The 19,804-nt window shown below is 59.7% G+C and carries 17 protein-coding genes; 13 read left to right on the forward strand and 4 right to left on the reverse strand.

Annotated elements, in window-relative coordinates; all coding sequences use genetic code 11:
- Positions 1–33 precede the first annotated feature (33 nt).
- The 9 genes from CLV41_RS03755 to CLV41_RS03795 all read left to right on the forward strand — a co-directional run bounded on the left by CLV41_RS03755 (position 34) and on the right by CLV41_RS03795 (position 8,993).
- Positions 34–432, forward strand: a complete 399-nt coding sequence (locus CLV41_RS03755) for a 6-pyruvoyl trahydropterin synthase family protein (protein WP_103220895.1) — start codon at positions 34–36, stop codon at positions 430–432.
- Positions 433–439: 7 nt separating this feature from the next.
- On the forward strand, positions 440–1,492 hold the full coding sequence (locus CLV41_RS03760) for a glycosyltransferase family 4 protein (RefSeq protein ID WP_103220896.1): 1,053 nt from the start codon (positions 440–442) through the stop codon (positions 1,490–1,492).
- The gene (locus CLV41_RS03765; protein WP_103220897.1) at positions 1,489–2,295 is read left to right on the forward strand and encodes a class I SAM-dependent methyltransferase; all 807 of its coding nucleotides are present in this window, start codon (positions 1,489–1,491) and stop codon (positions 2,293–2,295) included. Before CLV41_RS03760 ends, CLV41_RS03765 begins: the two co-directional genes overlap by 4 nt.
- Before the next feature lie 91 nt (positions 2,296–2,386).
- Positions 2,387–2,917 carry a cytochrome b gene (locus tag CLV41_RS03770; protein WP_103220898.1) on the forward strand — a complete coding sequence of 177 codons (531 nt, stop codon included), beginning with the start codon at positions 2,387–2,389 and terminating at the stop codon, positions 2,915–2,917.
- A 246-nt stretch (positions 2,918–3,163) separates the two neighbouring features.
- Entirely contained in the window at positions 3,164–3,412 is a 249-nt protein-coding gene (locus tag CLV41_RS03775) for an acyl carrier protein (protein WP_103220899.1), read from the forward strand.
- A 3-nt stretch (positions 3,413–3,415) separates the two neighbouring features.
- A complete protein-coding gene (locus CLV41_RS03780; protein ID WP_103220900.1) occupies positions 3,416–4,597 on the forward strand; it encodes an acyl-CoA dehydrogenase family protein in 1,182 nt (393 codons plus the stop codon).
- A gap of 3 nt (positions 4,598–4,600) precedes the next feature.
- Entirely contained in the window at positions 4,601–5,509 is a 909-nt protein-coding gene (locus CLV41_RS03785) for an amino acid--[acyl-carrier-protein] ligase (protein ID WP_103221521.1), read from the forward strand.
- A 16-nt stretch (positions 5,510–5,525) separates the two neighbouring features.
- The gene (locus CLV41_RS03790; protein WP_103220901.1) at positions 5,526–6,551 is read left to right on the forward strand and encodes a DUF1839 family protein; all 1,026 of its coding nucleotides are present in this window, start codon (positions 5,526–5,528) and stop codon (positions 6,549–6,551) included.
- On the forward strand, positions 6,552–8,993 hold the full coding sequence (locus CLV41_RS03795; RefSeq protein WP_103220902.1) for a glycoside hydrolase family 2 protein: 2,442 nt from the start codon (positions 6,552–6,554) through the stop codon (positions 8,991–8,993).
- Here the strand turns inward: CLV41_RS03795 and CLV41_RS03800 are convergent.
- The gene (locus CLV41_RS03800) at positions 8,990–11,086 is read right to left on the reverse strand and encodes a GumC family protein (protein ID WP_103220903.1); all 2,097 of its coding nucleotides are present in this window, start codon (positions 11,084–11,086) and stop codon (positions 8,990–8,992) included. The genes CLV41_RS03795 and CLV41_RS03800 overlap by 4 nt on opposite strands.
- 368 nt (positions 11,087–11,454) lie before the next feature.
- Here CLV41_RS03800 and CLV41_RS03805 point away from each other — a divergent pair, with 368 nt between their 5' ends.
- The gene (locus tag CLV41_RS03805) at positions 11,455–12,255 is read left to right on the forward strand and encodes a WecB/TagA/CpsF family glycosyltransferase (RefSeq protein WP_103220904.1); all 801 of its coding nucleotides are present in this window, start codon (positions 11,455–11,457) and stop codon (positions 12,253–12,255) included.
- A gap of 22 nt (positions 12,256–12,277) precedes the next feature.
- On the opposite strand, the gene CLV41_RS03810 is transcribed toward CLV41_RS03805, so the two are convergent.
- Positions 12,278–13,369, reverse strand: coding sequence for a glycosyltransferase (locus CLV41_RS03810; RefSeq protein ID WP_103220905.1), 1,092 nt, complete (start codon positions 13,367–13,369; stop codon positions 12,278–12,280).
- Between the two features lie 316 nt (positions 13,370–13,685).
- Between CLV41_RS03810 and CLV41_RS03815 the strand changes: the two genes are divergently transcribed.
- On the forward strand, positions 13,686–14,573 hold the full coding sequence (locus CLV41_RS03815; protein WP_103220906.1) for a DUF6492 family protein: 888 nt from the start codon (positions 13,686–13,688) through the stop codon (positions 14,571–14,573).
- On the opposite strand, the gene CLV41_RS03820 is transcribed toward CLV41_RS03815, so the two are convergent.
- Positions 14,559–15,494: a glycosyltransferase family 2 protein gene (locus CLV41_RS03820; RefSeq protein WP_103220907.1), complete on the reverse strand. Its 936-nt coding sequence runs from the start codon at positions 15,492–15,494 to the stop codon at positions 14,559–14,561. The two genes, CLV41_RS03815 and CLV41_RS03820, sit on opposite strands and share 15 nt — an antisense overlap.
- 40 nt (positions 15,495–15,534) lie before the next feature.
- Positions 15,535–16,911: an O-antigen ligase family protein gene (locus CLV41_RS03825; RefSeq protein WP_235867046.1), complete on the reverse strand. Its 1,377-nt coding sequence runs from the start codon at positions 16,909–16,911 to the stop codon at positions 15,535–15,537.
- A gap of 303 nt (positions 16,912–17,214) precedes the next feature.
- Between CLV41_RS03825 and CLV41_RS03830 the strand changes: the two genes are divergently transcribed.
- Positions 17,215–18,297 carry an endo-1,4-beta-xylanase gene (locus tag CLV41_RS03830; protein ID WP_103220909.1) on the forward strand — a complete coding sequence of 361 codons (1,083 nt, stop codon included), beginning with the start codon at positions 17,215–17,217 and terminating at the stop codon, positions 18,295–18,297.
- The gene (locus CLV41_RS03835; RefSeq protein WP_268952598.1) at positions 18,297–19,712 is read left to right on the forward strand and encodes an oligosaccharide flippase family protein; all 1,416 of its coding nucleotides are present in this window, start codon (positions 18,297–18,299) and stop codon (positions 19,710–19,712) included. The genes CLV41_RS03830 and CLV41_RS03835 overlap by 1 nt, the downstream gene beginning before the upstream one ends.
- Positions 19,713–19,804 lie beyond the last annotated feature (92 nt).

Genomic DNA, 19,804 nt, shown 5'->3' on the forward strand with positions numbered 1-19,804 from the left:
TCCACCCCTTCGAAATTTCAGGATCCTAGAGACATGTATGCTGTTGAAGTCCGCGACCACGTGATGATCGCCCACTCCTTCAAGGGCGAGCTTTTCGGCCCCGCCCAGGCGCTTCATGGCGCGACATTCGTCATCGACGCGGCCTTTCTGGCCGAAACGTTGGACGCAAACGGCGTTGTCATCGACATCGGCCGGGCACATGACGCCCTGAAAGAAGTGCTGCAGCCGCTCAACTACAAGAACCTCGACGAGGTGCCCGCGTTCGCCGGTATCAACACCACGACGGAGTTCCTCACCAGGCACATCCACGATCACCTGGCGAAAGCCGCGCGGGACAACCGGCTCGGCCGGCCGGGCAGCGAACTCGGCGCCATCCGGGTGACGATTTCAGAATCCCACGTCGCCCGCGCCTGGTATGAAGCCGCGATCTGACCCCGGCATGAAACAGCTCTTCTTCGCCTTTCCGGGAAACCTGGAGACGCCGACCGGCGGTTATGGCTACGACCGGCGGATCATTGCCGGGTTGCGCGATCTCGGCTGGCAGGTGGAGCTTGTGCCTCTTGGCGAGGGGTTTCCCCATCCATCGGCACAAACCCTGGCCACGGCGGAAAAGCAGCTCGCCGCGCTGCCTCTAGGCGCTCTCGTGGTGATCGACGGGCTGGCCTTCGGCACGATGGCCGGGGCCGCAGCGGCGCTTGGGCATGAATTGTCCCTGATCGCTCTCGTGCACCATCCGCTCTGTCTGGAAAACGGTCTGACGGATGGGCAGGCCGAGGCCATGCGGGAAAGTGAGCACAAGGCGCTCGCCTTCGCCCGGCATGTGATCGTCACCAGTCCCGCGACCGCCCGGCAGGTGGCCGATCTGTTCGAATATCCGGCGAACCGGATATCCGTTGTTCTTCCCGGCACCGACCGTCCCGAAGCCCTTCCGCGTGAAAAGTCGAATGTGGTCAGGCTGCTGGCTGTTGGAACAATCGTGCCGAGAAAAGGCTACGACCTGCTGTTTCAGGCCCTTTCCGCAATGCCGGACCTGAACTGGCATCTGGAGATTGTCGGAGGACTGGATGCCGATCCGGAGTGTTATCGTACACTGCTTCAGCAGGTAGGCGATCTGAACCTTGCCGGGCGGATCACGTTTCGCGGCGCCGCCTCGCCGGAGGATCTGACCGGGTTTTACCGCGATGCGGATATCTTCGTGCTCGCCAGCCGCTACGAGGGGTATGGCATGGCCTATACGGAAGCCTTGGCCCATGGTCTGCCCGTTATCGGCAGCGGCGACGGCGCCGTGCGGGACACCTTGCCTCAAGGGGCGTCGCTCTATTGCGGTGTTGAAGACGTCGGCGCGCTGCGCGAGGCGCTTGAACTGCTGATCACCGATGCCGCGACACGCTCGCAAATGGCGGCCGCTGCCCGGATTGCCGCCGAAGCGCTTCCCGGCTGGCAGGATGCCGCCGGGCAATTCGCGCAAATCTTGCAGGAGGTTCCGCAATGAGCGGATTTTCATCTGAATGGCTGGCCTTGCGCGAGCCGCTCGACCTTGTGGCGAGAAACGCCGAAGTCGAAGAGGCGTTTCTGGGGCGGTTGCCCGAAAGACCGCTGCGTATCCTGGATCTGGCGAGCGGCGCCGGATCGACAATCGCCGCCATGCACGCAAAGTTTAGCCAGCCGGTGAACTGGCTGCTCACCGACCATGATCCGGCCCTGCTCGAGATAGCCGCAGAGCGCTGGCGCAACGAGGCGACAGGCAGGCTGGAAACACGGCAGGTCGATCTTGCCGGTGATCTGGAGGATCTGCCGCTCGCGGATGTGGACGCCGTCACCACATCGGCTTTTCTGGATCTCGTCTCCGAGGAATTCCTGCTGCGTCTCACGGACGTGATTGTCCGGGCCGGAAAACCGTTTCTCGCCAGCCTGACATACGACGGACGCACGGCGTTCGAGCCGTCCCATCCCTTTGACGCGACCCTGGGCGCGGCCTTGAACGCGCATCAGAAATCCGACAAGGGCTTCGGTCCGGCACTCGGGCCGGACGCCGCGGTCAGGGCCACCGGCCTTTTTGAAGACCGGGGATACAGGGTGGTTCGCGGACCGTCCGACTGGCGGGGAGGACCCTCTTCCCCGGAATTTCTGCTGGAATTTCTGCGGGGCTGGGGTCGGGTCGGTCAGGAAATCGGGCTGGAAGAAAGCTCTCTGGACGCCTGGTGGGGCGATCGCCAGGGGAAAATCCGCTCGGGAGAGCTTCACGTGGAAGTCGGCCACATCGATTTCGCGGCCTTGCCTTCATCCGCCCTTTGACCGAGGCCGGTCAACTTTTCCGCTTTCATGATGTTTCCATGTGAAAGCACATTGATTTAGTATGGCAAGACTTACAGGGGGAGAGACCGGCATGGCCGAGGTGAATGAGCGTTACAGCCTGATCGCGCGTTCCATCCACTGGCTGACGGCGCTGCTGGTGCTGTCGATGGTGCCGGCCGGGCTGATCATGATCCGGATCGGCGGCGGCCCGCTGCAGAACCAGCTCTTCGATTTCCATCGCTCCGTCGGCGTGGTTCTGATGATCCTGACGGTCATCCGGCTCGCTTACCGGCTCACCCATCCCCCGGCGCCTCTTCCGGCCGATATTCCCCCTGTGCAGCAGTTGGCGGCCAAGGCGACCCACGTCTTTTTGTATCTCTTCCTGCTCCTCAATCCGTTCATCGGATGGGTGGCGACATCCGCCTATGGCGCCTCGATATCGGTCTTCGGCGTGTTCACCATGCCTGCCATCGTTGCGAAGGACCGCGCTCTCTCGGAACAGCTTTTCGCGGTCCATGAAGTTCTGGGCCTGCTCTTCACGGCCGCTGTCCTGATGCACATCGCCGCCGCGCTCTATCACGGTATCATCCGCCGGGACGGCGTGTTGAGTCGCATGGTTTGAGTGCCGCAAAGGCACCTGAAAACACAAGCCAATAGATACTTGTCCTGATGCGCTGGAATTAAAGGCGACTTCCAGCGTGTGGTCATGGATGTTTACACTTTATTTACTTAATAAAATTTAACCAAAGTTGATTTGTAATTTTTTACCATGCCCCTTAAGTACAGTTTATTCTTTTTTTGCGAAAAATAGTTCTTCGGAACACAGTCACCGGTTCACGGTGAACCGGCAGAAGTGGCAAGGATTAACATGAAACAGGCTATTCGGACCCTCTTGGCGAAACACGGCAACCTGCCTGTGGCGATTGAAAGCATCGATGACGGTGCGGATCTTTATGATGCCGGCCTGTCTTCCTTCGCATCGGTTCAGGTGATGCTGGCTCTGGAAGAGGAATTCGATATCGAGTTTCCCGAGCATCTGCTGAACCGCAAGTCCTTTTCGTCCGTGGAGGCGATTGCGGCCGCGCTGGCTGAAATTCGCGAAGACCAGGCAGCCTGATCCATGACCGCCGCCAGCAGGATTACCGCCATGGGTCTGACCGAGCGCGCCAAGCGGGCTGCCGGGATCGCCGCTGAATTTGCCGATAAGGTGGATGTCGGAGGACGCTTCCCGTCCGAGGGCATGGAGGCGCTCAAGACGGAACGCCTGATGGGCGTCCTGATCCGTCCGGAACTCGGCGGCGAAGGGGCGACCATGACCGAGATCGCCGATGTATGCGCGATCCTGGGCCAGGCCTGCGCATCGACCGCCATGACCTATGCCATGCACCAGATTCAGGTTGCCAGTCTTTCTGACTATGCGATCGGCAGTGCCTGGCACGAGGCCTTTCAGAAACGGATCTGCGACGAGCAGCTCCTGATCGCATCCGCGACCAGCGAGGCGGGCATCGGCGGCAATCTCCGCAATTCCCTGTGCGCCATCGAGGTTGACGGGGAGACCGCGCGGCTGACCAAGGACGCGACCGTGATTTCCTACGGCGCGGAGGCGGACGCCATCATGGTCACCTCCCGCCGTCACCCGGACGCGGCCCATTCGGACCAGGTCGCGACGGTTTTCCTGAAGGACCAGTACACGCTGGAGCGGACAAGCGTCTGGGATACGCTCGGCATGCGCGGTACCTGCTCGGAAGGGTTTGTCTTCAAGGCTGAAGCCCCGGCCGGCCAGATCCTGCCGCGTCCTTTCGCGGAAATCGCCGCCCAGTCCATGCTGGCGGTGTCCCATCTTCTGTGGGGCGCGCTCTGGTACGGAATTGCCGCCGACGCGGTGGCGCGCGCCCAGAGCTTCGTGAAGGCGGCTGCCCGGAAATCTCCCGGCCAGATGCCGCCCGGCGCCCTTCGTCTGGCGGAAGCCTCAAGCCTGCTGCAACTGGTCAAGGCCAATGTGGTTGCCGGCCTCAAGCAGTTCGCGGATTGCAAGGGCGACGGCGATGCCCTGAATGCCATGAGCTTTTCCGTCGCCATGAACAATGTGAAGATCGGCACGTCGCAGACCATCCTGACAATCATCAATCATTGCATGCTGATCTGCGGGATCGCCGGCTACAAGAACGGCACACCGTTCAGCCTCGGCCGGCATCTGCGCGATGCCCATTCCGCTCAGCTGATGATTTCCAACGACCGGATCCTGGGCAACACGTCGACGATGCTGCTGGTCAACAAACAAGACACCAGCCTTTTGGGGTAAATGATGGACGTGCAAGTCTCTTTTCTGGATCAGCTCTTCTCCGAAGGCGTGCTGTACGATAGCGGTGTCGACGGCCTTTACGCCCGCAGCGGTGAATTCGAGGAGGTGATTTCGAGGTTCGAAACCTTTGCTCTTTCCTACGGCAAGGACGAAATTTCCGAAGCCATGGTCTTCCCGCCGGGCATGACCATGCAGAACTTCGAGACCAGCGGCTACATGAAGAGTTTCCCGCAGCTTGCCGGCACGGTTCACGCATTCTGCGGCAACGATCACGACCATATGGGCCTGCTGCAATGCATCGCCGCGGGTGACGACTGGTCGAAGCATCAAAAGCCGACCCAGGTCGCGCTCACGCCTGCCGCCTGCTATCCGCTGTATCCGATCCTCTCCCGGCGTGGCCCCCTGGGCGAAGACGGGGCCTATGTCGCCCTTCAGTCCTACTGTTTCCGTCATGAGCCCTCGCGGGATCCGGCACGGATGCAGATGTTCCGGATGCGGGAATATGTGCGCGCCGGATCTGCCGAGCAGACGATGGCTTTCCGGGAAACCTGGAAGAAGCGCGGCGAGGACATGATGAAGCGGCTGGAACTGCCGCATCACGTCGACGTCGCCAACGATCCCTTCTTCGGACGCGCCGGCAAGATCATGGCCTCCGGCCAGCGCGAACAGGAACTGAAGTTCGAAATGCTGGTGCCGATCACCTCGGAGGAAAATCCGACGGCCTGCATGAGCTTCAACTATCACATGGACAATTTCGGCAAGGTCTGGGACATCCGCCAGGCGGACGGGGCGCCGGCGCACACCGCCTGCGTCGGCTTCGGCCTCGAGCGGCTTGCCCTTGCCCTGTTCCGGCATCACGGCTTCGACACCGCCCGCTGGCCCGAAGGCGTCAGATCGGCCCTTTGGGGGTGAGAGGATCGAGCACCCCATGACAGAAGCCGTTGTCTTTGAAGCCTTGAGTGCGGCCGGCTATATACGCAGCCCGCTGCACGCGCTGGAGCGGGACTGGCCGGAAACCAATTGCTATCTCGATGCCTGGATCGAGGTGCTGCCGTCCCTTGGCCTGCCGCCGGAGGCCTGTCTGGCCTATTCGCTCACGCAGGATTTCGAGGGCGACCAGTTCACCTTCTTCAAGGTGCCGCTTGAGGATCTGGAAGCGCTCTACGGCCTGAAGGTCACGGAGCTGGCAATCTACGACCGGGTCGAAAACCACATTTTCCACCAGCTCGAACGCGGCCGCCTCTCCCTGGTGGAGGTGGACAGCTACTTCCTGCCCGACACGCAGGGCGTCGGCTATCACGAGCTTCACGGCAAGACGACCATCGCCATCAACCGGATGGATTTCGAAAACCGGACGTTGGAGTATTTCCACGGCCTCGGCCTGCACCGTCTTGAGGGCGATGACTTCGACGGCGTGTTCCAGCGTGGCGCGCACGAAAAACCCGTTGCTTTCCGGCCCTATACCGAGTTTGTGAAGTTTCCTGAAAAAGTGCCGTCGCGGGAGCAAATCCTGTCGGTTTCCGAAGACCTCCTCCGCCATCATCTGAAACGCCGTCCCGCCGAAAACCCGGTCGCAAGCTTTGCCCGTGTGTTCCCGGAGCAGGTGGAACGGGTGAGCGAGCGCGATTTCGATTTCTTCCATCTCTACGCCTTCAATACGCTGCGCCAGCTCGGTGCGAATTTCGAACTGTTCTCCTCTTATCTGCAATGGCTGGCCGCTCAGGGACGAACCGGGTTCGAGGAGGCTGTTGCCGAGGCGAAGACGATTTCGTCCACTTGCAAGATGGTTCAGTTCAAGCTCGCCCGGGCGGTGATGCGCAAGAAGTTTCAGGGGCTTGACGAAAGTTTGCTTCCGGCGGTGACCGCCTGGGACAACCTGATACTGCATCTTGACCGGCACTATGGTGACGGCGAGGCAGGCTTTGCGCCCGTGGTCAGCGCAGCCGGTGCCTGAATGGCTGATTTCAACGGAGCGCATTGGACCATCGCGTTATGCGCACCCGGCTCTGCGGACGCCGGGGACAGGCGTCTCGACGGTGTCCCGGCGAAGGTTCCCGGAACAGCAGCGGGTGCCCTTGCCACTGCCGGTCTATACGACCCCGAAAATCCGCAACCGCTTCATGACAAGGACGTCTGGTATCGGACGGAATTCGACACTGATCCGGGCCGGTACCGCTTGTCTTTCGGCGGGCTTGCGACGATTGCCGAGGTCTGGCTGAACGGCAAGCGTATTCTGGACAGCCGCAATATGTTCCGCAAATACGAAGCCGAGGCCGAGCTCTCCGCGAGCAACAGGATGGAAATCTGCTTCCGGGCGCTGGAGCCGCATCTGAACGTCAGGGGACCGCGTGCCCGCTGGAAGCCGCAACTGGCAACCTCGCAGGGCTTGCGCCTGATCCGCACGACCCTTCTGGGTCATATGCCTGGCTGGTGTCCGGACATTCATGCCGTTGGTCCCTACCGGCCGATCCGGCTTGAACCGGCCGATACGCCCCGGATCACCGACACGCACATCCTTGCCGATCTTGCTCCCGACGGCAGCGCGACCCTCACGGTTTCGCTGAAGCTGGAAAACGCCGGCGGCACGCCTGAGCTGTCCTGCGCGGGAACGACCGCCGAAATGACCCGGCAGGAGGACGGCACCTGGACGGCGGTGCTGAGACCGGTCGATGTCACGCCATGGATGCCGCATACCCACGGCGATCCCGCGCTCCATGACGTCACGGTCAAGGCGGGAGAGCGGCAGTTTTCTCTCGGCAAAACCGGCTTCCGCCGCATGGAAGTGGATCACGGTGCGGACGGCCAGGGCTTCGGGCTCAAGGTCAACGGCGTGTCCGTCTTCTGCCGAGGCGCCGTGTGGACCAGTGCCGACCTTCTCAACCTGTCTGGCGATGCGCAAACCTACCGGTCACTTCTTGAGGCGGCCCGCGACGCGGGCATGAACATGCTGCGCATCGGCGGCACCATGCTCTACGAGACCAGGGCGTTTTTCGAGATTTGCGACGAACTCGGTCTGCTGGTCTGGCAGGATTTCCAGTTCGCCAACTACGACTACCCGGTCAAGGACGAGGAGTTCGTCCACGAAATCCACGCAGAAATCCGCGACCAGCTTGCGGAAACGCAGGGCTGTCCGTCGCTGGCCGTTCTGTGCGGTGGCAGCGAGATCTATCAGCAGGGCGCCATGATGGGCCTGCCGGAAGATCGCTGGAAGGGTCCGCTTTGCGAGGAAATCCTGCCGGACCTGGCGGGCAGCCTCCGCCCCGACGTGCCCTATGTGCCGAATTCGCCGTCCGGCGGTGTGCTGCCGTTCTCACCGGGGGAGGGCATTGCCCACTACTACGGTGTCGGCGCCTATCTGCGCCCGCTGGAGGACGCCCGCCGCGCCAATGTCCGCTTTGCCGGCGAATGCCTGGCCTTTTCCAACATCCCCGAACAGCGCGGCCTCGACGAAGGCCTGCCCGGCATCAGGCCCGGCCACGATCCGCGCTGGAAGGCGCGCGTGCCGCGCGACCGTGGCGCGGGCTGGGACTTCGAGGATGTCCGCGACCACTACCTGAAAACGCTCTATGGGATCGATCCCACCGCCCTGCGCTACGGCGATCCGGACCGCTATCTGGATCTTGGCCGCGCGGTGACCGGCGAGATCATGGAACAGACCTTTGCCGAATGGCGCCGCGAGGGCTCGTCCTGCCGGGGAGCCCTGGTCTGGACCTTTCAGGATCTCGCCATGGGAGCGGGATGGGGTGTGATCGACGCCGCCGGCAGACCGAAGCCGGCTTTCTACGCCCTGAAGCGGGCCTTTCGTCCTCTCCAGGTCTCGGTGACCGATGAAGGCACCGGCGGCCTTGCCATTCATGTCATCAATGACCGGCCAGAGGAAAAGACGGTCACGCTCACGCTCGACTGCCTGAAGGACGGCCGGGTGCCGGTGGTTTCAGGGCGAAAGGATCTGACCCTTGCTCCGCACAGCGCCCGGACCCTCAACGCCGTTGAACTGACCGGAGCCTTTTTCGACGTGACCTATGCCTACAGGTTCGGTCCGCCCTCGCATGATGTCACGGTGGTGCGGCTTCTTTGCAGGGAGAGCGGGGAAAGTCTGGTGGAGGCTTTTCAGTTTCCGCTTGGTCCGGATTTGGCGGCGTGTTCCGCGACACTCGATACCAATCTCCGGCAGAGCGAGGATGGCGCCTGGTGGCTGGATCTGGAAACCGACCGGATGCTCCGGTCGGTGAATATCCACGTCGATCCTTTCCGGCCTTCGGACAACTGGTTTCATCTGGCCCCGGGAAAGAAGCGCCGGATTGAACTGCGGCCAGATCCGCGAACGGAGAGCCCGGCCCGGCCCATCGGCTTCGTTTCCGCGTTGAACCGCAATGGAAAAGTTACAGTCACCTAAGCGCTGAGAGCGGCTGACCGTTCAACGGACACGATCACATGATCCGCTGCATCCCGCAGTACGGCTTCGACCTGTGGCGATGCCATGGGAGATTCCGAAATCACAATGAGGTCGAATTCGGGATCCAGACCAGACCCGTTCAGGACCTGGTAGCTGTCTTTCGTGTCTTGCTGGTATTTTCTGCGGCCATGCGTCAGGCTCAGGAAATCGATGTCGAGATTTGCCAGTTTGACGGCGTCATTGAGATCCGTCGCCGGGTGCGGCCGGTCCAGCATTTTCGGCGAAAGCCGCTCGGCCGCCGCATTGTTGTCGACAAGCAGAACCCGGAAATTCTTCAGGCTGGCCGCCGCGAAAACAACCGACAGGGCCGCCATGCTGTGCCCGCCGTCGGTGCTGGTCACGATCACGGTGCTTGCGAAACCGTCGACGCGGTCGGACTGGAGCTTTTTGAGAATGGTGAAGACGGATTTCCAGTAAGGGCGCATTTCGCGGTCGGTCGCCCCGCTCTTGAAGTCCCAAAGCGACGTCAGCAGATCTTCCGTGTCCATGTCCTCCAGGCGCCCCTGGGAGGGCGGCCGGGGCAGATAAGACACCGCCAGCGCGGCCGGGGGCGCTTGCGGGGCGAGTTGAGGTGATCTCGGAGCCGGAATTTCCGGCACGGCGGGTGTGGCAAGATCGCCTGCCGATGCGTAGGCGACATCGGATCGTGGATATAGAAGATAGCGCATGCAAAGGGAGAACGCCGAGCGGCCAATCGCCAGCAGAGTGCCGATCATGCCGCCGAGAAAAAGCCCCAGCAGCACAAGCAGTTTCTTTTTCGGCCAGACAGGAGACGACGGCGGAATCGCCGGCGAGATGATCCGCGCGTTCGGAATGCTGATCTGATCGATCTCGGTGATTTCCTTCGTCCGGCTCAGCAGATTTTCATAAAGCGTCTTGTTGGTGTCCGCGTCGATCTGCAGTTCCTGCAATTCGATGCGCGATTGCTGGTCGAGATTCGACCTCGAGCGCACCGTATCGAGTTGGATTTCAAGCTTGGCGACGCGATCGCGCAGAACATCCGCTTCAAGTTGCGCGGTACTGGCGATCCGGCGTATTTCGCTTTCGATCTGTCCGCGGATTTCCCGCGTCTGGGCACGGGCCCTGATCAGGTCCGGATGAGACGGCAGCAGTTCGGCGGAAAGGTTTGCCTCGGCGCGGGCGACGGTCGCATATTGCTGGCGCAGATTGGCAATCGTCGTGGACGCGGTCACATCGGTGAGCGCATCGAGATCCGCGCCCGAGTCGATCATCCGCCGAATTTCAGAGGCCTTTGCCTCGGCGGCGGCAAGCGCGGCCTTCTGCTCAGTGAGCTGGGTATTCAGTTCCGCCAGCTCCTGATCGGTCAACAACCCGTTCTGGTCGGTCGATTGCAGATTGTTTTTGGCCTTGAAGGCCTCGACCCTGGCTTCGGCCTCGCGAAGCTGACCTCTCAAAATCTTGAGCCTGTCCCCGACCTTCTCCTCGACCGTGCGGCCGACATTGGACACCTGACCCGCCTGGTCGGTGATATAGGTTTCGACAATGGCGTTGGACAGGATCGCGGCCTGTATCGGCGATCCCGCATCGACCGAAACGTTGATGACGAAGGTGAGGCCCTCGCGGTCGACCGACATGGCATCGCGGAGCGCTTCCACGGAACTGTTCGCGGATGCCTCCTGGGTCTCCGGAGAGCCTTTCCCGGACCCGCCGAAAAGCGAAGTCAGAATTCCCTGACTGGCCGGCTGGTCGCCGAATTCCGGATCTTCCGTCAAATTGAGGTGAGTGACGACATTCCTGAGAACGGAGGAGGACTGCAGCACGGTCACCTGGCTATCGACGACAAAGGTGTCTTCCAGATAACGTGTCGGTGCGCTCCGGTCCTCGAAGGGCTGACGCACAGACGGATCGATGAGGACCTGGGTCGTCGCCCGGTAAATCGGCTTCAGGCTGATGGAGATGGCAGCCGCTGCAACCGCGCCCGCAATCGCGCAGAGGAGCACGATACCTATCCTGCGCCGAAACTCGGCCAGAATATCCAGAATGTCCCGAAATGTAGGTGTTCTTTGCGACACTTAACCGACCCGCTTCCAGTGCGAATTTAATGCAACGCCAACCCTGTTCATTCCGGAAAAATAACAGAACATGGTTAGCAACTGCCTAATGGGGGCACTGTGAGAGGGTCCTGGAACCTTGCCGCGGGCCCTTTCGACGACAGACTGCCGGAGCTTGTTCCCACGGACGCAAAATGCCGCACGGCTGCAATCCGAAGTACAGTCCAGATGTGACTTCATCATTTCGGTTAAATCATGGCGAATGCTGCTGGAACCGGAAAACTGCGGAGCCTCGAGGATTTCCACTCAGCCCCTAACCCGTGCTTAACTACAGGTGTGGTATCGCTCTTGTCTGCCGAGTCATCTCGCTAAAAAAGTTCTGGAACTGAATGATCCTCCCCGAAGCCAAACACTGGCGGCAATCCGGTTCAACGCGCGCCCAGGCGACGACGGTGCTTGGCGGACTTCCCATTGCGAATATCGGGATGCGGGAAACGGCTGAGCAATTTGTCGAGATTGCACTCGCTGCGAGGACCGGGAACCGCCTTCCCTACTATTCCACTTCGGCGAACGGTCAGGTCATTGCCATGGCGGCGAAGGATCCGGACTTCAGAAAGCTTCTGCTGAGCGCGGACCAGATCCATGCCGATGGCATGCCAATGGTGCTGTTGTCGCGTCATGTCGCCAGAAACGCCTTGCGCGAGCGCGTGGCCACGACGGATCTTGTCCACGCGACTGCCGGCGCAGCCGAACGAGCCGGTGTCAGCTTCTATTTTCTCGGGGCGCATGAGGAGGTCAACAAGCTGGCCGTCGAGCGGATGCAGGCGCTTTACCCGGACCTGAAGTTTGCCGGACGGGGCAATGGTTATTTCTCGCCGGAGGAAGAAAAGGCCGTTGTCGAGGAAATCAGTCGTTTGAAGCCGGACATCCTGTGGGTGGGTCTTGGTGTGCCGCGCGAGCAGGATTTCGTAGTTCGAAATCTTGAGAACCTGCGTGGCGTCGGAGTGATCAAGACCAGCGGCGGCCTGTTTGATTTTCTGTCGGGGAAGAACAGCCGGGCGCCGCAGTGGATGCAGAAATGCGGCCTGGAATGGCTTTATCGGATTATGCTGGAGCCGCGCCGGCTGACCCGGAGATATCTCTTCACCAACCCGGTCGCCCTGCGCGAGATTTTACGGAACTCGAAATAGCGCGCCGGTCCCGCTTCTGAATTCAGTCTCTGAGACGTGCCTCCTCTCGGACGCAGTCGTCGATTTTCGCGATCAGGTCGCGCCAGAGCGCGTCGATTTCCCCTGTCGGATCGGTTGTTTCGATCTTCGTCCACCGTGCCTTCAGAACGGCATCGGCAGCTTCTCCCGCGTCCGCTCCGGTCGGGATCAGCTGGATTCCCCTGGTTTCGATCAGGCGCTGAAACAGCCGGTGATGCTCCAGGGCGCTGGAATTGGCCGGGGCATTCACGACGACGGGCTTGCCCGAGGCCGCGGCCGCCAGAACGCTGCCGCGCCGCGCGGTCAGCCCGCCTGGCAGCAGATAGCAAAAAACGTCGATCTCGCCAAAGATCGCGAACAGTTCCGCCTCGCTGCCGATAAACCCGCTTACGGCAACCCTGTCAGACAGCCCGAGCCGGTCCACCGCGGCGAAAAAATCCTGTTCGACGGTGTCCTGGCCCTTGATGAACGATCCGGCGAAAGCCACAAAAACATCCTCGCCCCGCGCCCGAAGGTCGGCGGCTACCGCCAGGACGGAAGCCACCTGCTTTTGCGGATAGATCGATCCGAACTGACCCAGGATCATCCGTCCCCTGGCGCGCTCTTTCGCGAGCCGGGCGGAAAAATCGCCGGGCTTCACGTTTTCAGGTGCCGTCAGGTTGGGCGGGATCGGGATGACTGTCCTGCGTCCGGTCGCAAGACGTGAGAGCCGCGATGCCGCGAACTCGTCGGCGATTTCAGGCGCTGAAAAGCAGATTTCGGTCGCCAGCAGCAAGACAGGCGCAAGCACGACCCGCCGCTTCCAGTCGAGTGACGTCCATTCGTGCAGGATTGCAACGGTGCCTTTTTTGGAAAGCCTTGCGGTCAGGGCCGCCAGGGTGGGTTCCAGCAGCTTTTTCTTCCAGGCGACGATCGGGAAATTCAGGACCAGTGCATCCGATCGCTTCAGGGACCGCAAGAGCCCGAAAGGATCGAACCCGAGCACCTGCGTGACGGCCCGCGCGCCGAGCTTGCGGGCCAGGAGCCTGGAAAACTCTTCGACGCCGCAGGTTTGCGCGGCGCTTGAGATCATGACGAGATAACGGGTGGATGGCATGTCTGAGCTTTGCGAACGGGGTCAATGAGATATCGGTACGATATTGAACTGCGATATAAAGAAGATGTTTAGGTCACGGACTCATAAATGAGGATGAAATGGCATGGAAATGGCGGAATCCAGCGAGAAAGGGTGCGCAGAGTGGGCTTTGTGCCCGGTCAAGCACGCTGACACTGCGGGGTGAAGCTATTTCCATGCCATTTCATCCTCATTTATGAGTCCGTGACCTAAAAGAAGTGTTCACATGTAAAGCCGGATCTTGTCGACCCGGAGCCCCGCTTTCCTGCGTCCGCCATCGCCTGCACTGGGAACCAATATGCAAACGCCTTCGGTCTCGATCGTTACACCGAGCTACCACAATGATCTGCGGCGGTGCGAATTGCTCTGTGAAACGATTGACCGTCTGGTGACCGGCTTCGATCACCACTTCATTGTGGTCGGAGACGAAGACCTCGAGATCTTCAGGCATCTGTCAGGTCCCAAACGGTCGATTGTGCCATCTTCGGACCTGTTGCCGCGGTTTTGGCCGCTGCCTAAATGGCGTGGTCGGCGGTACTGGTGGTCCCCGCGGATAAGATTGCCTGTATACGGCTGGCATCTGCAGCAGTTGCGCAAGTTTGCAATGACCGCGGACCAGGAAAGCGACCGTGTCTTGTTCATCGATTCGGACGGGGTTTTCTGCAGACCGACAGATTTGCGCAAGCTTGCCGGACGGCCAAAGTCACCGCTTTTTTATTCGGGCGGCGACATCAATCCCTCGCGGCCCAATCATGTGCGCTGGTGGAAGAACGCTCACAAGATCCTGGGGATCGACGTACCTGCATTACCGGGAGACGATTTCATCGGCCCCATGATTGTCTGGGAGCGGCAAACCGTCAAAGCGTTGCTTGCACGCATTGAAAGCGTATGTGGCTGTCCCTGGTGGGCAGGGCTCGCGCGCCAGCGGCATTTTTCCGAATACCTAATCTATGGCATTGCCGTTGCCAGCGACCCGGCTCTTGCCGAACGTCACGAACTGATCTCCATAAGCCATTGCCTCACCTATTGGGGCGGTCCGCAACTCGATAAAGCCGGATTGACTTCCTTTATGGACGGTCTGCAGTCTCATCATCACGCGATCACCATACAGTCCCACACAGAAACACCGCTTCAGACCATCCGCGAGGTGGTGTTGGAGCAATCGGAACGCTCAGGACGGGTCTGAAGCCTTGTAGGGCGCGGGCAGAAAACCGAGAGCCGCGTAAAAACGGCCCACCGGCAAGAGCAACGGATGACTGGCGGGAAGCAGACGCCGGGTTTGGGCAAGCACCGCGATTGAACGCAGGACACCCAATCCGAGACTTGCCAGGTTTTTGGCCCAGGCCACAGCCGGAGACATGCCGTTCGACCTGTCGACCATGTAGTTTATCGAGCCGGTCCTGACGGATCGGGTCATCAGGAATTTGGCTGAGGTCCGTTCAGAAGGCACGAATTCCTGTATCTCGGCCTTTGAGTTCCAGAAAGTCGTGAACCCGGCCAGACGGCATCGGGTGAAGAAATCCATATCGCCGCCGCCCAGGAAATTGAAGCGAAGGTCAAAAAACGGCGCACCCAGTTTATCAAAGACGCGACGCCGGATCAGGCAATTCCCTGACCCGTGAAGCTGATCGATTTGCCGTGTCGCACCGTCGATGGAAATGAACAGCTGGTGGTTGCGGACACTGTCCGGCACCGCGCCCTCGAATTTTCTGTTGACCGGTCCTCCGACGATATCTGCCGCTTCCCGTCTGGCAAGGCCGACCATTTCGGCCAGCCAAAGCGGTGCGGCGGTTTCGTCGTCGTCGATCATGAGAAAAAATTCCGCTTCGGGAAACGCATGCAGGGCTTCGCTGAAGGCCTTGTTGATCGCAAAGCAGTTTCCCTGATTTGCCTCGGTGAAGACCGAGTTCGGAATGGCATTCTTCTCAAAAAAATCCCTGGCGGCATTCTCCCCGGCTGGATTGGCGGCATCGTTGTCAACGACGACGATTGCAAAGCGGAAATCGACAGCCTGATTTGCGAGGGAAGCCAGCGTGCGGGCAAGCCACTCCGGTCTGCGAAACGTCGGTATGCAGATAACGGCTTCAATTTTCGTTTGGTCGGACATTGGAGCGTGTCTCATTGTGAACCGTTTATCGCCTTACGCTCTAATGCGGGTTTGTCGCAAGTGCGCTCTGCGCTCCGGTGGCCGCCTTGCCCGGATCCGCAGCCACCAGATGGGCATAAGCCTGCAGCCGCAGACCGAAGACACCCATAAGCATCGTGAACCAGACGGGGCCGGCATTTCCGAAAAACGGACTTTCGAGGCATGAGAAAAACAACGAAAACAACCAGATGCGAAGGAAAAGCCGGGTAAGAAGCTGATCGTTTCCACCCGCAAAAGCCTTGTTCGCATATCTGATGGGCAGAAACACCAGCCAGGTGACAACAAGCAGAAAGCCCGGGATGCCGGCATTGATGAATTGTTCCAGGTATCCGTTATGGGCGTTGGCGGCCGTCACCGCCCAGGACTGGAGCGAGTAGCCGCTGCGGAACAGCGCTTCTGTCTGCCAGAAGGACTGATACCCGTAGCCGGTAATCGGGCTCCGCTCGATCGCATTGAGTGCGATGGCCCAGATTGACGTTCTGTCGGTGAACGTCGGATCGACACCGGCGGACGCGAGCAATTGTTGAATGCTCTCCGACACGGCAGCCGACATCAACAGCGTGTTCACGACAACCAGGCCGCCAATGACGATCACCGGGCGCAGGAACCGGACCCTTTCGAAGATCCAACTCAGGAGCAGGATGAGGGGAAGCATGGCGAAAGAGGTCTTGCTACCGGACTTCCAGAGAAAGAGGGTCGCCGCGATGACGATCATGCTGCCTAAAAGCGTGGATTTTACCCTGGAAATATAGAGGCCGAAGAAGATCGCGAACACCATTGCGGCTGCTGCGACATTCTTGTGGCCCATATGGCCGCGCCAATCGCCCGCCAGTTGCTGTTCCAGAGCATCGGTGAACTGGTGAATGGCAAGATGCGGCAGAGCGACAACGCCGTAATAGGCAATCCCTATGACGGCCGTCAGCGCGATGCAGATCAGCGTCGTGAACTGTTCGCGTGATCTCGGCAGCAACAGGATTGCGCTTCCGCAACTACAGACGAGAATTGCAAATACAATCCGGCGGAATGCGGTGCCCGGATCGCCGGCGAACAGGCTCGCAAACGCAAACCATGCGAGTATGGCCAGAAGGAGCCCGTGGGGACAGAGCAGAAACCGGCGGTTTGATTTGCCAAACACCACGAAAAGCAAAATCCCTGACATCAGGGCGACAACAATCTGGTTGAACCGGTTGGAACTGCCGCCATAGGGGGTGGTCAGGTTTGCCGCATTCGGGTTCGGAAACGGGGCGAGGCCGATCCAGAAATAGAAAAATACACCGAGAAACAGGGCCGCCGTCAGAATCCAGCCACCGCTGCGGCCGCGTGTACGCACGCCAGTGTGGACGCTGTGCATTGGCGGGATCGGGGTGGTGCTGTACATCTTTCAGTATTGATTCCGTTTCCAATGCGAATCTGCGTTTCAGCAGATACCGATCCAGTTAAGCATCCGATAACCTGTCAGATAATTTAGTTTTCAGGCAACCTATAACCATGTTACGACGCCGCTAAACGCGGGTTGGCATTACGTAATCGTTGCGTATTCCCGACTTGGCGCTAGAGCGTGTCGCGTTTAAGCGGATTCGTGGATCTAGGAGGACGCCCGAGGCAGCGTTTGCATTGCAAATGCGTTCGGGCAATTTCCTGAATTCAATTCAACACGACGCGCTTCAAGGATACGAAATCGATGCATAGACGGGATTTTGTGTTAGGTGCGCTTGGGGCAGGCCTTGTCTCCACCGGCCCGATGAGTCTGCTCTTTCCGGGGGGGCAGTCAGCGAATGCGGCGGCAGCTGCAAACGCCATCCCCTATGGAGCGGCGATCCGGGCCGATAATCTGCTAAGCGACCCCGACTACGCGGCGGCAGTCCGCAAATATTGCCAGCAAGTGGTGGGTGAGGGCGGCCTCAAGTGGATTGACTTGCGTCCCACCCGCTCCAGTTTCGAATTCGACCAACCCGACCGGCTGATCGCTTTTGCGGACGCGAACGGCATGACCATGCGCGGTCATACGCTGATCTGGTACGCGGCCATGCCGGAGTGGACGAGCGAGATCGATACCAGCTCGGAGGCCGAGTTCGAGCTGATCCACCATATCGAAGTCGTCGTCGGCCGCTATCGTGGCCGCATTCCCAACTGGGACGTGGTCAACGAGCCTATCGCGGAAGATCCGGCGAAAGAGGGCGCGCTGCGCGATTCCCTCTGGCTTCAGCAACTTGGCAAGGACTACATCGAGCTCGCTTTCAGGACCGCGGCCGCGACGGATGCCGATGCCCAACTCGTCCTGAACGATTTCAACTTCGAGAAAACGACCGAAGTCTGCCGCCAGCGCCGTGTCGCTATGCTGGATTTGCTGAAAGAGCTCAAGGACCGCGACGTCCCCGTCCACGCGCTGGGCCTTCAGGGGCATCTCACGGGGGAAGCTGAAATCGACAAGGACGGCCTGTCGCGCTTTGTCGAGGAGGTAAACGGGCTCGGACTTGACATCTTCGTCACGGAACTGGACGTCATTGACAACAACCTGCCAGCGGCACAGGGAGTTCGCGATCAGATCGCGGCTATGAGAGTGAGGGACTATCTCACGGCGATCTGTGACGTGGTCGAGCCGAAGGCGATTTTGACCTGGGGAATATCGGACAAATACACCTGGGTGCCGATCTGGTTCAAACGCCGGGACGGATTGTTGAACCGGCCACTCCCGCTTGATGAAAACTTCCAGCCGAAGGCGATGATGCAGGTGCTGCAAGAATTCACGCGTGCAGGTTCATAGTGCTTCGCCAGGTTTCGTCATACATGACCGCCAATGTGGTTTCCGCGGTGTTCGGCTTTGCGCTCGTGATGCTGTTCACGCGGGTTTTGACACCGCATGAATACGGTATTTATGTTGTCGGAATGGGGATTGCATCCCTTTTTTCCTCATTGCTTTTCAACTGGATAAAGACGTCCCTGCTCCGTTTCAGCTCGGAAGGCGAAGAGATCGACATGCGGCTTACGGCGCTCGCCGCCTTTGCCGTAATCGCCGTTGTCAGCCCCTTTCTGTTCGAACTCTTTGTTCTCGTATCGGGGGAATCCGGCGGCTACGCAATGGAGGCGCTGTGCGTCGCGATCGGCGTGGGGTTGTTCGAATTCCTTCAGGAGATCTTCCGGGCCCATCAGAGAACCGGGCTTTTTGCATCTTCGATGATCGTGCGAAGCGCAACTGCCTTCGCCATTTCATGCCTGTTGGTGATCGGGTTCGATCTTGGCGGAGAGGGACTGCTGCTCGGTGTCGCGGGAGGTTATTTTCTTACACTCCTGCTTTTTGTGCCCAAGATCCTGAAACCGCCTCTGAAACCGTTCGATCCCGCCATTTTGAAAACGATGCTGCGCTTCGGACTGCCCATGACAGCTTCCGGTGCCGCATTCACGCTTCATTCCTTCTTCGACAGGATCCTGATCGTGGCTCTTCTGGGAGAAGCCGCGGCCGGCATTTATGGTGCGTCCGCGGATTTCGTCAGACAGATCATTCTCATGATGGGCGTCGCCATCGGTTCGGCCGTGGTGCCGATGGCAATCAGGTTTTATTCACGGAACGGTCTTGAAGCTACAAATCAGCACATGAGCAAGAGCTTCGAGATCCTCATGGCTCTTATTCTGCCGGCGACTGTCGGCATGGCGCTGACGTCCGGGCGTCTGGCAACTTTTATTCTCGGAGAGGATTTCCGTGACGCGGCGACGGTTCTCATTCCAGTCCTGGTGTTTGCCTGGCTGTTCCGGACGATTACCTATCAATACATTCACGTAAGTTTTCAGTTGGCGAAAAAACCGTCCCTGATGGGCGTTCAGGGGCTCTTCATTCTTGTCCTCAGTGTCAGCTGCATGGCAATTCTCGTACCCAGGTTCGAACTTGTGGGAGCGGCTGTTTCACTCGTCATTTCCGAAATCTGCGGTGTGGCGTTCGGATTTTATCTGAGTCGCTACGCGTATCGCCTGCCTGTGGTGATCTGGCCGACGGTGAAGATCTGCCTGGCAACGGTGCTTATGGCGATACCGACTTATCTTTCATTGCGCCTGCAACTGAACAACGACTTTTTGAACCTGATCGTTCCTGTCCTCACAGGAGCGGTGATCTATGTCGGCACTGCCATACTGTTCGACATCGCCGGATTGCGCAGGGTGTTTCTGACCCGCTTCGGAGCGGCGTGACCGGAGCCCCGGTTCCTTCCACCGGGGGACCGCGGTCTTTTCTCCTTCCGCATGTCCCGCTCACCTCTACAGAAACCGTTAAACTTCCAACC

Source organism: Roseibium marinum (assembly GCF_002906165.1).
Classification (GTDB): Bacteria; Pseudomonadota; Alphaproteobacteria; order Rhizobiales; family Stappiaceae; genus Roseibium; species Roseibium marinum.